At 39.3% G+C, this 14,267-nt stretch carries 12 protein-coding genes; 4 read left to right on the plus strand and 8 right to left on the minus strand.

Annotated features, from left to right (window positions below):
• Positions 1 to 198: 198 nt before the first annotated feature.
• The 8 genes from N784_RS10665 to N784_RS10700 all read right to left on the minus strand — a co-directional run bounded on the left by N784_RS10665 (position 199) and on the right by N784_RS10700 (position 8,550).
• Entirely contained in the window at positions 199 to 798 is a 600-nt protein-coding gene (locus N784_RS10665) for a response regulator transcription factor (RefSeq protein ID WP_036834773.1), read from the minus strand.
• Positions 795 to 1,931, minus strand: a complete 1,137-nt coding sequence (locus N784_RS10670) for a sensor histidine kinase (RefSeq protein ID WP_036834774.1) — start codon at positions 1,929 to 1,931, stop codon at positions 795 to 797. Before N784_RS10670 ends, N784_RS10665 begins: the two co-directional genes overlap by 4 nt.
• A 119-nt stretch (positions 1,932 to 2,050) precedes the next feature.
• Entirely contained in the window at positions 2,051 to 3,121 is a 1,071-nt protein-coding gene (locus tag N784_RS10675; protein ID WP_036834775.1) for a fatty acid desaturase, read from the minus strand.
• Positions 3,122 to 3,273: 152 nt separating this feature from the next.
• Positions 3,274 to 5,217: an FtsX-like permease family protein gene (locus N784_RS10680; protein WP_036834780.1), complete on the minus strand. Its 1,944-nt coding sequence runs from the start codon at positions 5,215 to 5,217 to the stop codon at positions 3,274 to 3,276.
• On the minus strand, positions 5,207 to 5,968 hold the full coding sequence (locus tag N784_RS10685; protein ID WP_036834782.1) for an ABC transporter ATP-binding protein: 762 nt from the start codon (positions 5,966 to 5,968) through the stop codon (positions 5,207 to 5,209). The genes N784_RS10680 and N784_RS10685 overlap by 11 nt, the downstream gene beginning before the upstream one ends.
• A gap of 99 nt (positions 5,969 to 6,067) precedes the next feature.
• A complete protein-coding gene (locus N784_RS10690; protein ID WP_036834784.1) occupies positions 6,068 to 7,072 on the minus strand; it encodes a sensor histidine kinase in 1,005 nt (334 codons plus the stop codon).
• Positions 7,065 to 7,760 (minus strand): response regulator transcription factor, encoded by a 696-nt coding sequence (locus N784_RS10695; RefSeq protein ID WP_036834789.1) that lies wholly within the window; start codon positions 7,758 to 7,760, stop codon positions 7,065 to 7,067. The genes N784_RS10690 and N784_RS10695 overlap by 8 nt, the downstream gene beginning before the upstream one ends.
• 142 nt (positions 7,761 to 7,902) lie before the next feature.
• The gene (locus N784_RS10700; RefSeq protein ID WP_036834790.1) at positions 7,903 to 8,550 is read right to left on the minus strand and encodes a lysoplasmalogenase; all 648 of its coding nucleotides are present in this window, start codon (positions 8,548 to 8,550) and stop codon (positions 7,903 to 7,905) included.
• A gap of 388 nt (positions 8,551 to 8,938) precedes the next feature.
• On the opposite strand from N784_RS10700, the gene N784_RS10705 reads away from it, so the two are divergent.
• The 4 genes from N784_RS10705 to N784_RS10720 all read left to right on the plus strand — a co-directional run bounded on the left by N784_RS10705 (position 8,939) and on the right by N784_RS10720 (position 14,105).
• Positions 8,939 to 11,278: an immune inhibitor A domain-containing protein gene (locus N784_RS10705; protein ID WP_052127272.1), complete on the plus strand. Its 2,340-nt coding sequence runs from the start codon at positions 8,939 to 8,941 to the stop codon at positions 11,276 to 11,278.
• Between the two features lie 284 nt (positions 11,279 to 11,562).
• Positions 11,563 to 12,147, plus strand: coding sequence for a hypothetical protein (locus tag N784_RS10710; RefSeq protein ID WP_036834792.1), 585 nt, complete (start codon positions 11,563 to 11,565; stop codon positions 12,145 to 12,147).
• Positions 12,148 to 12,158: 11 nt separating this feature from the next.
• The gene (locus N784_RS10715; protein WP_036834794.1) at positions 12,159 to 12,674 is read left to right on the plus strand and encodes a hypothetical protein; all 516 of its coding nucleotides are present in this window, start codon (positions 12,159 to 12,161) and stop codon (positions 12,672 to 12,674) included.
• Positions 12,675 to 12,752: 78 nt separating this feature from the next.
• Positions 12,753 to 14,105 (plus strand): dipeptidase, encoded by a 1,353-nt coding sequence (locus N784_RS10720; protein ID WP_198134422.1) that lies wholly within the window; start codon positions 12,753 to 12,755, stop codon positions 14,103 to 14,105.
• The last annotated feature ends 162 nt before the right edge of the window (positions 14,106 to 14,267 follow it).

Raw genomic sequence — 14,267 nt, forward strand, 5'->3', positions numbered from 1 at the left:
GAATATTCTTTCTTGACGGATAGAAGATTGCCTGTAATAACTATAGTAATGTCATCTGGTACCTTGAATTCCATTTAGAGAAGCGACCAAGGGGAATTTGGACAGTTATGCGGAAAAGTGGACTTTTTGTCAAGGAAGGAAAGTGTTTCTTCTTTAACTAAGTAAGAGACAGACGAAGAATCAGGTCTTCGTCTGTTCTTATTTAAACCATCCTTTTTCTTTAAAGCGTGATATGGCTTCAATACGATTACTTACTTCAAGTTTATCTAATATAACAGATATATAATTTCGAACGGTGCCTGGTGTAATATACAATTCATTGGATATATCCTTCGTCGTTTTCCCGTCAGCCATTAGTTGAATTACTTGTTTCTCTCTTTCCGTTAACGGATTCTGTGGCTCAAAGGCTAAATCGACAAGTTCTGGAGCAAAGATGCGCTGTCCGTCCATGATTTTCCGAATGGATGTTGCTAAGTCTTCTATTGGACTGTCTTTCAGCAAATATCCGCTTACACGCGCCTTTTGTGCTCGTTCAAAATAGCCAGCTCGAGCAAATGTCGTTAAGATAATAAGTTTACACGGTTCATCTTTCAATTCTTCTGCTGCATCTAGTCCGCTTTTTAATGGCATTTCAATATCCATGATACAAACATCAGGCTGTAGTTGTTTCACGAGCTTGCACGCTTCTTCGCCATTGGTAGCTTGACCGACCACTTCCATTCCTTCTTCTAAGTCGAGCAATGCCCCAAGCGCTCCAAGTAACATCCGTTGATCTTCAGCAATTACAATGCGAATCATATGGATTCCTCCTCTTCCATCTGTTGAACGATATTTGGTACGCGAATATTCAAAGTAGTGCCGTTATGAGATCGTACTTCTAAACTGCCATTTACAAATTCTAATCGTTCCTTCATTCCTTGTAGACCATGACCGTGGAAGGAATCGATTTTTCCTGAAATGCCAATGCCGTCATCTTGGACCTGGATAATTACCTCTGTATCGGTTTGGTGAACGGATACTCGGCATTTACTTGCGTTACTATGTTTCACTATATTAGTCGCTGCTTCTTTCAAGCACATGCTTAATACATTTTCGACTAGTAGTGGTGTGTGTGTTAAATGGATGTTTCCTTCTAATTGAAAGTCCATCTCTGCGGCTTGAATAATTTGTTGTACACGTATAATTTCGTCTTCAAGCTTAGCGCCTTTCATATTCGCTACCATTTCGCGCACTTCTTTTAGCGCTGTACTAGCCGTTTGCCGAATATCATTAATTTCTTGCACCGCTTTCTCTGGTTTAACAAGCATCAATTTACGAGCAAGGTCACTCTTTAATCCAATCATGGAAAGCTTTTGGCCTAACGTATCGTGTAAATCCCGCGCAATTCGTTCCCTCTCTTCAATAATCATTAGTTGAGCAATCCGTTCATTCGCATCTTCCAATTGCCCTTCTAATTGCAAGCGCTTGTTGCGATAGCGCATCGAGAAAGGGAGTAAAATAACGCCAATAATACAGATGATAATAAATGGCATTTGTGGAAATAGTGACTCTGTTTGCGTAAAGAAGCTAAACGTCGTTGCTACGATAGTAGTAGCGAGATGAACCACATAAAGTGAGATAAATCCTCCTTTATGTTCAATATTTCCTATGAAAAAAGCGAGAAATAAAGAAAAGTACACGTAACCAAATAAGATAATCATCATAATGTTAATGGCTATTTCTATACTGACCCATAAGTAAACGAAATGATTATTCGAGATGAAGGAGAGTCGATAAGTAAGGAAGAATAGCGCAATCATAACAATTCCGATAATCATTTCTACTGTTGTAGATGCACGAAAAATGAAAAAGAACGGCAATAAACAAAAGACAATCCAAACGTAAGAACTCAGCCCAATATTATCTGGAATAATTTGATACCATTTCCGCATCGTGTTACCTCATTTCTCCATGTATGTGTTCACAATATATCATATATATTAGGACGACTTCCAAACTATCCAAAGATGAAGAAAGCCCCATTCCTTTTGGATAGAATGGGGGGAAGGCTTTATTTGTCTTGGAAGCTCGGTTTCTTCCCTTGTAGAATAGCTTTTGCATGAGATACAGCTTCTTTATTGTTGAGTAATGGCTTAATCTCTTTAAAGGTAACAAATGCTTTATTTTTGGGGTCGTATAGTCGAAAACGAATGGCTTCTAAGCTAGATTTGATCGTAATCGTTGTGACGTGTTGTAATGGTGGTGTAGTGTCATGAGCTTCCTCTAGATGATAGTTCGGCACTCTCGGACTTAAATGGTGAACGTGGTGAAAGCCGATGTTACCTGTTATCCACTGCAAGAGCTTTGGCAACTTGTAATAGGAGCTACCTTCCACTGCCGCTTTAACAAAGTCCCATTCTTCTTCGTATTCAAAGTAAGAATCTTCAAATTGATGTTGGACGTAAAATAACCAAATGCCAAGTATTCCAGAGAAATACATAATGGGTGCTTGGACAATAAAGAATGCTTTCCAGCCGATAACCCAGATTATTAACGCAGCTATGACTACAATCGCTGCATTGGTGAAATACGTATTAAGTCGTTCCTTTTGCTTGGCATCATTGCGATTCATTCTATTCGATACAAAGAGCAATAAGAAAGGACCTAAGCCAAACATAACTAATGGATTACGGTATAGACGATATTTCAACCTTCCTATGAAAGAAGCGGCTAAATATTCATCCACTGTCATGATCCATATATCCCCAGTTCCGCGCTTGTCTAGATTGCCGCTTGTTGCATGGTGAATTGTATGTTCTCGCTTCCATTTCTCAAAAGGAAACATCGTAATAATCCCTGTAATATTTCCGATAATTTTATTTGCTGTTTTATTAGGAAGAAACGACCCGTGTGTACAATCGTGGAAAATAATAAAAATACGCACGAGAAACCCACCAGCAATCATCGCAAGTGGAATGGCTAACCAGATAGAGATAGATATGCTTTGGTACGCTAGAAACCATAGTAGAAAAAATGGTACTAAGGTATTAATTAACTGTCGAACACCTGCTGTTGTATTCGCTTTTGCGAAAGATGCGACGCTTTTTCTTAAGGCTTGTTGTTTTTGTTTAAACGTATTCATTTTGTAACCCCTCTATTTAGGATTTGTATCCATAGCATAGAGCAAGGCAAGCCATTATGTAAGGCATATATGTCAGGTTGTTTATATGACAAGTGTCATGTATTTGCCTTTCATAAAAAAACAGCCCCTGACGAATGCAGGAGCTGTGAACATTATAATGCCTGTTTGATCACTCTTCTATAATAAAGCACAGATTGAATAGCAAATAGGGAATACAAAGCCGTATAGATGACCATGACAATAATCATCGGTGTCCATAGCGATGTGCCGAATAAAAACCAGCCAGAACGAACGGCGAAATAGCTATGAAGTAAACCAATCACTAACGGAATACCGAAATTAAACAGTTGCTTACGGCGAATCCCTTGCAGTAAATCACTTTGCGTGAAGCCGAGTTTGCGTAAAATCGTGTAATTTGCTTTTTCACTTTCACTTTCATCCATCTGCTTGAAGTATAGAATACACCCTGACGTTATAAGGAATGTTAAACCTAGGAAGCCAACAATAAACATGGTAAGGCCATTCTGTTGTTTGAGAGAACTACTCAATAGTTCCAATGATACGTTACCGACTCCTTGATAATCTTGTGCGATGTAGATGTCATTGGCCGCTTCTAGTTGACTACGTTCGACAATATCGATTCCGTAGTAGGTAGGTGACTCTGGTTGAATGTCGTCTTCTGCATCTTGCTTTACGTCATGGAATACAGTTTGATCAACGATGATGACAGGCATTTGCAGAGTATAGTTGAGAGAAAGGATGTGCTCCTTTTTTAAACCTAAATATTGTAGTTCGGTCGATGTAGAACTTCCTAGCAATGTAATCGAGCCACTATCTTTCCAGGTCATAAAATTATCCATTACGTCGCTAAAACCAGCAAAATATGCTTCATTAGGGGATACATCTGTATGCTGGATAGCTTCATCACTAATAATGGGGTAGGACGATTCCTTGAAATTATCTGGAAATTCCCCAGATGTCTTACTTTCAATAATATTTGAGATGTTAACGTTCGCAACAACGACATCGATTACAGTTTCTTCGAAAGAAATATGCGCTGATTCCAATGCTTCTTTGAAGGTGGTAACATTCTCTTCATTCGCTAAGGCAAAATCATTGGGCACGTAACTTGCTGCCGTTTTTTCTGCGGAATAATAAGAGATATAGCTTAAAGACAACAAACTGATGGATAGCGCGGAAATTGTTGTAATAACGGTTAATAATAATGCGTTCGATTTCATTCGGAACATAATCGATGTTAAAGATAATACGTCTCGCACGTTGACATACCCTTTTTTTCTGTTACGGATAATAGAGAAGATGAAACGAATCGAACCTTTATAGAAAAGGTATGTTCCGACAATCACGGAGCCTAAAATGAAAAGCATGGCAAGCATTAAACTCTCTGTTGAGGGAAATTTTCCATTGAATAAGATGGAGGATACGTAATAACCAGCAATGATTAGAACAATCCCCATCATACCAAGAATCACTTCGAGAATAGAGATAGTGCGTCGGTGTTCATCTGGTGTAGCATTCATCTGAAACAAGGATATGATACGTTGTCTCTTAATAAAGATGTAATTCATGATCATAATGAGTGCGTAAATGATAGCGAATACGATGAGGGTTTGGCTAAGGGCTTCTATCGAGAATCGTAGCTTAGCAACTTCCTCAATGCCAGTTATGGTGAACATCATCATCGTCATAAGTTTAGAGAAAGAAAATCCAATGAAAATCCCCACTATGAGTGATCCGAAATAAAGCATGAAATTTTCGGCTGTGAGAATACGAAATATCTTGTTTTTGGTCATGCCAATTAATTGAAACAAGCCTATTTCTTTGCTTCGGCGTTTTATAAATAAATTATTTGCATAGAGCAAGAATGTCGCAACAATGGCTACTAGTAGAATCGAGGCTACTTTTATGGCGGCAGCACCTTTGATGGAATTCTCTGCTCCGTTTAAGGCAGGATCATATTGTAACGTGACAAAGGAAAAATATAAAGCAACACTAAACGTTAAAGCAAAAACATATAAGTAATAGTTTTTAAGGTTTTTACGAAAGTTGCGGAAGATAAGCTGACTAATTCGCATTGGAAACCCCACCTAGCACGCCTTGTGTTTGAATAATGTTTTGGAAGAAGTCTTCTCCAAGTTGTTTCCCGCGGTGTAACTGGGAATAGATCTCGCCGTCTTTAATGAAGATGACTCGATCACTATAGCTAGCAGCGACCGGATCGTGGGTCACCATAATGATCGTCGCTTCTCTACTTTCATTTAATTGCTTTAGTTTGCGAAGTAAGTCAGTAGCAGATTTGGAATCCAATGCTCCTGTTGGTTCGTCCGCGAAAATAATACTCGGTTCATGAATAAATGCTCTCGCCGCTGAAGTTCGCTGCTTCTGACCTCCAGATATTTCATTAGGGTATTTATGTTGAAGTTCTTCAATGCCTAGTTCAGTTGCCAAGGCGTGAAATTTGGCATCTGCGTCCTTTTTAGGTGTCTTCGTAATGGTAAGTGGCAGCATAATGTTCTCTTTTACCGTTAATGTGTCGAGTAAGTTATATTCTTGAAAGATAAACCCTAAATGATGTTTGCGAAATTCAGCTAGTTGCTTTTCTTTCATTTTTGTCAATTCCTTATTTTCAATCGAGATGTTTCCATAGCTAACATTGTCAATGGAAGATAGTACGTTCAATAATGTCGTTTTTCCTGAACCAGAAGCCCCCATAATACTGACAAATTCCCCTTTAAGCATAGTCAAATCAATATTGTGTAACACTTCCTGTTTATTGAATTTATTTCCATAGCTTTTATAAACGTTCGTCGCTGTTAATATGTTCATCACTGCAACTCCTCTCTTTGTTGCTTTTATTATAAAACGGGTAACAACTCTTTATCCTGCGATTCTCCGAACAAATAACAATAGCATATGACAATATTGTCACATGCTAATGGTGTGATCGAAATCGTTCTTCCTTGGAAACGTCAAGATAAATGTTGATCCTTCTTGGGGCGTAGATTCTGCGTGAATATGGATGCCTAACGCTTCCGAAACGTTGTGCGCTAAATATAATCCCATTCCTGTTGCACTATTATCTGAATGTGAGGTGGTAGAGGTGAATCCTTTTTCAAAAATGCGTGGCATGTCTTGAGGATCAATCCCCCGGCCAAAGTCTTGAACAGCAAGATGGACATGATGATTGCTTTCATAGCTTCGTATCATTATATCGTTGTGTTCACTATATTTTACGGCATTCGTTAATAGTTGCCTCACAATAAATGCCAGCCATTTCGCATCTGCTAGTACCTCTGTGACGGCTAGCTGTACCTCAAAGCCAATTCCTTTTTCGATACACCAGGATTGTAAAGGCTTAATTTCTTGCGTAACAATTGGTTGAAAGGATACATGCTCGATGTATAAGTCATTTTCCATAAATACCATTCGTTTTTGGTGTAACTGTTGGTCCAGCAGGTGATGCATCCTTAACCATTCATACAATAAAGCAGTCCTTAATTTCCTATCTTCCACGCGGTCTAACATTAATCTCATTGCAGTAAGAGGTCGCTTTACTTCGTGAATCCAAGCTAAGAGGTCGTCTTTTTCTCGTTGTAAAAGGATTCGATTTGTTGCGGCTATTTGCTTCAAATGCTCTGTTTGCTTCGTAATGCTCTCTTCCACGATTCTTTCAAAGGGGCTCTCAGCTTGACTTAACCCTGTTATATCTAAATCATGCTCTCGTTCTTGTAAGTTCCGGTAAAATTTCGTTTCAAAATGGTAACGGATATAAATAAATAGGAGAAACATAATCATTTCTAGAAAAACAATATACACAATAGAATGAAACGGAATAGACGTATCAATGAAAGCAACAAACAACATGACGAACTGTAAGAAAAAGAAGAAAGCAATCCAACTACGTCTTTCATTAATATAGCGTTTAAGCATTAGGATTTCTCTCCTCCGTTGCGATATAGCCTTGTCCGGTTTTCGTTTCAATAAAGGCATCTAATCCTATTTCCGCTAGTCGCTTTCGTAACCGATTGACGTTCACGGTTAACGTATTATCACTAATGAAGCGCTCATCGTCCCATAGGCGGTTAATAATGTGTTCTCTCTTTACGATGTTATTCTTCTGTTCTATTAAAATCCGTAATATAAATAACTCATTTTTCGTTAGCTCGATGCTCCCAGCTTCATTAGAAACGGTACTCTTCTCATAATCTACTGTTGCCCCGCACCACGTTCGTAAACTAACTTGTTCGGTGTTGTAATCATATACACGTCGTAAAATGGCTTGAATCTTAGCAATCAGTACATCAAAATGAAATGGCTTTTGAATGAAGTCGTCAGCTCCTAACTGCATAGCCATCACCATATCCATTGGATGATCTCGAGAAGATAAGAAGATAATGGGGACATTTGAATGAGATCGTATCATTCGACACCAATGAAAGCCGTCGAATTTCGGCAACTGGATGTCGATAATAACTAAATCAGGTTTTACCTGCGAAAATGGCTCCATAATGTTACTGAAATCTGTAATTCCATGTACGTCATACGACCATTGCTCTAAACGCTCTTGCATTGCTTGAAGAATCGTCACATCATCTTCAATGATAAGTAAGGTAAACAATAGTATCACCACGCTACTCTATATTTAGACTACTTAAAGTGTATAGGAAAAGGGTGTGATCATCTATATGAATTTCTTTATTAAAGCGAAAAAGAACCCCTATGATTGCGACAGGGGTTAAAAAGGTCAAAATAAACTATCTTTATTGCGCCGTCCGATGAGAAAATGTTCCGATGCTATGGGCAATAAATAACTGCGCACTGTAATACGTACACATCACCCAATCTGAACCATGAGGAATGGTAGATACGAACATGTTCCAAGCTAGAATCGAATCCGAGATGACGAATAAAAAGCTACCAATAGCCGCCCATTTGTTTCCTGTCATGATAGAGGTTAAGAGCATGAAAGAAATGACGATAACATAGGCGATAACAGGAAGAATAAGTGCATCATGATTGTTTAGTTGTAACGCTTCTACTAGCGTTGTGCTATACCAGCTTGCGTATAAAGCGAGAGGAATAACAGTGCCTAAGCGTAACCACGAAAATGTCCAACGTTCAAGAAACCCTCCTGCATAACATAAATGGCCGATAAGAAAGGTAGCAAGTCCAAGTACAAAGGTCAGTTCAATCAAAGCATCAGCGAACATACTTATGATTAATCCTGTTAATAGTAAGAGGTGCATACGAGATTTATAACTTGGCATCCGTTGATAACCGTGATAAATAATGAGGACCATAGGGATAATTTTAAAGAAAATATTTAGGAACAATGGTTTTACTGGGATGAGTAAAATATAGATGGCACTCATGGTAATAATAAGAAATAATCTCTTTTTAGTTGACATTAACAATCACTTCCTCATGAATGATATCTCCCTTGGTGGAGGAGTGCGGTAGACATTTCATGTGATAAGCAATGAATGGAAGCTAGGGAGACTTAGATTTTTGGCATGCCGAATTACATATAGAAACAACGCTACATTTTTCTATATTATAAACAACAACCAATAAAATTCCAACAATTTGCATTCATGGATAGAAGCGTAGATAGTTTGCAATCATGCGGGGATTTAGATGGGTGCTAGGATGATTTTCTATATTTGTGTCGCATCTAGTAAATAGGTCACTAGTTTTGTAATATATATTGATTATTCAGAAAATTATTATTATATTAAAGTTAGCTCGATAGTATGCTTATAATTCGAAAAATATGGGAGGACGACTTTTGTGAAGATGAGCAACAAGATTATGTGGATGATAGTATGTATTCTGTTCATTGCACCTATGAGCATAGCGGCAGAACCTGTGGAGAAGAACGTGCATAATGGACATCAAGGTTCTCCATTTGATGCAGGAATTGCGAATGATGAGCGCTTAATTGAAATGTTGAAAGAGGAAGGGGAAATTGCGAAAGATGCAACACCAGCAGAAGCAGAAAAGGCATTAAATCGTTTTTTGCAAAACAAGGCTGACGCAGTTCAACTAGAAAAGGGAGAGCTCGCTAAAGAAGAGCAAGGGGCACAAGAGCAACTTGACAAAGCGAGACAGAATAACAGTATCACGAATGGGAAAGGGAATAAATTAGGACAAGCGAAGAAGAATAAAGTAGACTCCGTTAAGGAAGAAGCTTGGGATGGCGGAACACGTACAGATAAAGTGTTGGTATTATTAATTGATTATCCTGATCGTCCACACAATGCGATGAGTGCTGATGAGACAGATATGTATTATGAAGGGGAGGATGCTTATTCCCGTGAGCATTATCAAGACATGCTATTTGGTAATGGTGGATGGGAAGGTCCAGATGGAGAAACGTATGTGTCGATGAAGCAGTATTATGAGCAACAATCTGGTGGTAGCTATTCCGTGGAAGGGGAAGTAGCTGGGTGGTACACAGCAAGTCAACCGGCTGCTGCATATGGAGCAAATGATCCGCAGCCAGACGGAAATGATGTGGATGCAAGAGGCTTAGTAAAGGAAGCTTTAAATGCAGCTGTGGCAGATCCTGCTGTCGATATTAGCGATTATGATCAATGGGACCGATATGATTTAGACGGTGATGGCAACTATATGGAGCCAGATGGATTGGTTGATCATTTGATGGTCATTCATGCTGGGGTTGGAGAAGAGGCAGGCGGGGGATCGCTTGGTTCTGATGCAATTTGGTCACACCGGTGGAATTTAGGCGATATTTATACAATGGGAGGGACGGAAGCAAGTGTTGATTATTGGGGAGGAGAAATGGCTGCTTATGACTATACGGTAGAACCAGAGGATGGTGCTGTTGGTGTAATGGCCCATGAATTCGCCCATGACTTAGGGCTGCCTGACGAATATGACACACAATATACAGGAGCAGGAGAACCGGTTAGTTATTGGTCACTGATGGCTAGCGGAAGTTGGGCTGGTGAGTTACCAGGTACAACACCAACAGGATTTAGCCCATTGATGAAAGAAATGCTTCAAGCAACTGCGGGTGGTAATTGGTTAAGTGGGAGTGAAGTAGATGTAGAGGATATAGATGGTGAGGGGGTAGAAGCTTTATTAGATGAGGCGAACACGAAAGGAACGAACAATGATACAGTAAAGGTAAATCTGCCGCAAAAAGAAACGGTTGTGAACGAACCAGCAAGCGGCAAGTATGAGTATTTCAGTGGTAGTGATAACAATTTGCAAAATCAAATGACGATGACGGTCGACTTAACGGAAGCATCTTCTGCAATGTTGTCCTTTAAAGCTTGGTATGATATTGAAAAAGATTGGGATTATGCGTATATAACAGTAGACGGTGAACCGGTGGAAAGTGATATTACGACGAATGAGAACCCTTATGGTAGCAATCTCGGAAATGGTATCACAGGTTCATCAGACGGTTGGATAGACGCACAATTCGATCTATCGGATTACGTTGGTCAAAAGGTAGAGGTTGGCTTTAAGTATGTAACAGATGCTGCTGTGTCTAATCCGGGTTTGTACGTAGATGACATTCAAGTATTGAAGGATAATGACCAAGTATTTAGTGACAATGTAGAAGGAGAGTCATTGCTTCAATTAGACGGCTTTACAATTTCAGATGGAGTAAAGCGTACTGACCACTACTATTTATTAGAGTGGCGCAGTCATAACGGCGTAGATGAAGGGCTTGCGAATATTCGTCGAGGCGATAGTTTAATGACGTTCGATCCGGGACTGGTTGTATGGTATGTTGATCATTTTTATTCAGAGAACTGGACTGGTGTGCATCCAGGTGACGGCTTTGTTGGTGTAGTAGACGCGGATCAACACCCAAACTATTGGAGCGATAAAACGGTAGCTTCTACGCGCTATCAAGTCCACGATGCGGCGTTTAGTTTAGATAAAACAGAGAAGATGCTATTAGATTATAGTGCTATTGCGGGTATTACGTTAAAAGATAACTATACGAAACGAAATGTGCTGTTTGATGATAGTATGGATTATTTGAATAGCGGGTTAGTAGATGCTGGACGGGATGTTCCGAACTATGGTCTGAAATTCCGTGTAACAGGACAAAGTGATGATAAGACGGTTGGTAAGGTTCACATTTTTCGATAAAAGAAGTAAGCGTACTAAATAGAAAAACAGGTAAAAATCTATCCAATTGATAAGGTTTTTACCTGTTTTTTTCTATTTGTTTATGCAGAAGTCTTGCGTTTGAAAGGGTTATGCTTTTGTGACTTCTTTAACGTGTTACGAATGCTTTTCTTCTTTTTCATCTATCGTCACCACCTATATATATCTATCATTTCCGATAGAAATAATAATTATACGAACATAGCGGCATATTTCTATGATGAGTGACATATACTCTAGCAAAATGAACGAAGTAGGTGGCGGGGATGAGAGTATATAGTAGACATGATTTGTTAGGAGAATGGTTACGCATTCCAAGGGATAAATCTCATCATTTCATAACGTTTGCTAAGCGGATCATTCGCTCTTTTCAAGCAACGATTGATGTAGAGATGACAGTTCCTTCTATGGTGTATATACGGGCGGAGAGCGTCTGTGACTTTATTCGGAAAGAGTATCATTTAACGTTTGATATTCATGACCTTGTATGGATTTTGTATAAAGACTTTATGGAAGTAGCGTTGTATGAACCGGATTTAAGGAAGGTATATGAAACTATAACCAATGACTACTCTCATCAATGGTTGGAAGTATATCATTACGGTGAACTGGTGGACAAATATGAACATAAGCAAGCTCATCCGAGAAGGACGATAGTGTTGACAGTTGATAAAAAAGAAATACGTAATGGCGAGGCGCTTTTAGCTGAAATGGATCAACGTTTTCCAAATAGATTGATGGTAGAAGATATGCTAGAGGAAATAGTAACGAGTTTTCTCGAGAGCAATCATGATGAATCTGTTCAACAAATAGTACATCGACTTGTACGTAAAGCAGAGAAGTATTGGTAGGAGGGAGATAAATGAGTAGCTTCATCAATAATGCGAATCGAACAATTAGTAGGACGTGGTCAAGCTTAATGGCACTTGCAGAGAAGATGTTTGCATTCCTTTCATTGCATAAGAAATTAGTGCTGACTGTATGTGTTGTAGGTTGTATAGTAATGATTCTCTCTCCTGTTCTGCAAGTAATCATTGCCTATCTTCATCTTGCTAAATTGCTAATTTACATAATGTTTGCGGCGACTTTACTGTTAGCGGTCATGTGTACACAATGTGATTGGTTGCGCAACGCGTTATCGCTCCTCTTTCCTTTCGTTATTACTGCTTTTTATGCAGATGTTTATAGTAGTTATTATGGATCTCCCTATATGGAGTGGATAATGAAAGAGTCAACCACGACGAGTATGCTAACACTTTCGACTTTTATTTATGCGTGTGCAGTGAGCCTCCTCTCTTTCTTGATGCATCAGTTTATGCTTGTGACAGTTATGACAAATGCCAATCAGCGATTTCCTAGGGAATATTTAGATAAATAGTGATAACATGCTTCATTCTATCTCTACGGTAAAAAGTTGGTATAATAAACGTAAATCTTTGTTTAGGAGGTTATGATAATGAAACAGTATATTATGGAGCATCAACAACGTTTCATAGATGAGTTACAGCAATTTTTGCGTATTCCAAGTATATCCGCATTAAGTGAACATACACAAGATGTGAAGAAAGGGGCTATATGGGTAAGCGATGCACTTCGACAAATTGGGATGGAGAACGTTGACATAATCAAAACAAACGGTCATCCCATTGTGTATGCTGACTGGTTGCATGCAGAGGGAAAGCCAACGGTATTAATTTACGGTCATTACGATGTCCAACCAGCTGATCCCATTGAACGATGGGAAACGCCCCCATTTGAACCGCAAATTCGTGACGGTAAATTGTACGCAAGAGGAGCAACAGATGATAAGGGCCAGCTTTTTCTTCATATAAAAGCGTTAGAAGCGCTAATGCAACAGGACGGAAAACTACCGATAAATGTTAAGTTTTGTATTGAAGGAGAAGAAGAGATTGCAAGTCCGAACTTAGCTCCTTTTATTAAGCAGCATGAAGAGAAACTTAGAGCCGACGCTGTCGTTATATCGGATACATCGTTCATTAACAAAGAGCAGCCAGCGATCTGTACGTCTTTAAGAGGTGCATTAGCTCTCGAAATGAAGGTGAAAACTGCTAAATCTGATTTGCATTCAGGTGTTTACGGTGGCGGTGTCCCGAATGCTGTACATAGTTTAGTGCGCATATTAGATTCTTTTCATGGGGAAGACGGGGAGATAACGGTAGAAGGGTTTTATGAAGGTGTCCCTATTCCTACCCCTGAATTAAAAGGCGAAGTTGCTCAAATCCCATTTGATGAGATGGAAACGAAGCGGTCATTAGAATTAGATGCGTTATATGGGGAGTCGGGTTTTACCTTTTTAGAGCAAACAGGGATTCGACCGACACTTGAAATAAACGGAATCACGGGTGGTTTTCAAGGTGAAGGAGTGAAAACGATTGTTCCGTGTGAGGCGAGTGCGAAAATTAGCTGTCGGTTAGTCGGTAGTCAGCATCCTGACCGGGTGTTTGAACAAATTCAACATCATGTCGAGCGCTTCCAGCCGGTAGGAACGAAGGTAGAGTTACAACCCTCCATTAAGGCTCAACCAGTGTCGTTGGATTCCCAGCATGAAATGATTCAACTTGCCGCAGATGCTTATGAGAAAGTGTACGGAGTGCGCCCGCTTTTCCCTAAAGAAGGTGGATCTATTCCTGTGGTGGAGGTGTTTGCCAAAGTGTTACAAGCTCCTGTTGTTTTAATGGGCTTTGGGCTACCAACAGAAAATTTACATGCCCCAAATGAACACTTCCATTTAGAAAATATAACAAAAGGAATGGAAACGATTTGTACGTATTACGATTCCATTAAATAAGTAGATGAAGGTGAGCTTCTGAATAAGGCTCACCTTTTTAATTTTTTGTAAAGATTTTTGCCGTCAGATGCGATAATTGCCTATATAAATTTAGAAAATGTTAACAATTGAAAGGCGTAATGTGTGCGATAATATAGGCAGACAATCCCAATTTATTTACTT

The sequence above is a fragment of the Pontibacillus litoralis JSM 072002 genome (genome assembly GCF_000775615.1).
Taxonomy (GTDB): Bacteria; Bacillota; Bacilli; order Bacillales; family BH030062; genus Pontibacillus; species Pontibacillus litoralis.

What these genes read in the sequence shown, in the direction of transcription:
- N784_RS10665 (WP_036834773.1), bottom strand. Translation starts at nt 798, where the DNA reads ATGATTCGCATTGTAATTGCTGAAGATCAACGGATGTTACTTGGAGCG.
- N784_RS10670 (WP_036834774.1), bottom strand. Translation starts at nt 1,931, where the DNA reads ATGCGGAAATGGTATCAAATTATTCCAGATAATATTGGGCTGAGTTCT.
- N784_RS10675 (WP_036834775.1), bottom strand. Translation starts at nt 3,121, where the DNA reads ATGAATACGTTTAAACAAAAACAACAAGCCTTAAGAAAAAGCGTCGCA.
- N784_RS10680 (WP_036834780.1), bottom strand. Translation starts at nt 5,217, where the DNA reads ATGCGAATTAGTCAGCTTATCTTCCGCAACTTTCGTAAAAACCTTAAA.
- N784_RS10685 (WP_036834782.1), bottom strand. Translation starts at nt 5,968, where the DNA reads ATGAACATATTAACAGCGACGAACGTTTATAAAAGCTATGGAAATAAA.
- N784_RS10690 (WP_036834784.1), bottom strand. Translation starts at nt 7,072, where the DNA reads ATGCTTAAACGCTATATTAATGAAAGACGTAGTTGGATTGCTTTCTTC.
- N784_RS10700 (WP_036834790.1), bottom strand. Translation starts at nt 8,550, where the DNA reads ATGTCAACTAAAAAGAGATTATTTCTTATTATTACCATGAGTGCCATC.
- N784_RS10705 (WP_052127272.1), top strand. Translation starts at nt 8,939, where the DNA reads ATGAGCAACAAGATTATGTGGATGATAGTATGTATTCTGTTCATTGCA.
- N784_RS10710 (WP_036834792.1), top strand. Translation starts at nt 11,563, where the DNA reads ATGAGAGTATATAGTAGACATGATTTGTTAGGAGAATGGTTACGCATT.
- N784_RS10715 (WP_036834794.1), top strand. Translation starts at nt 12,159, where the DNA reads ATGAGTAGCTTCATCAATAATGCGAATCGAACAATTAGTAGGACGTGG.
- N784_RS10720 (WP_198134422.1), top strand. Translation starts at nt 12,753, where the DNA reads ATGAAACAGTATATTATGGAGCATCAACAACGTTTCATAGATGAGTTA.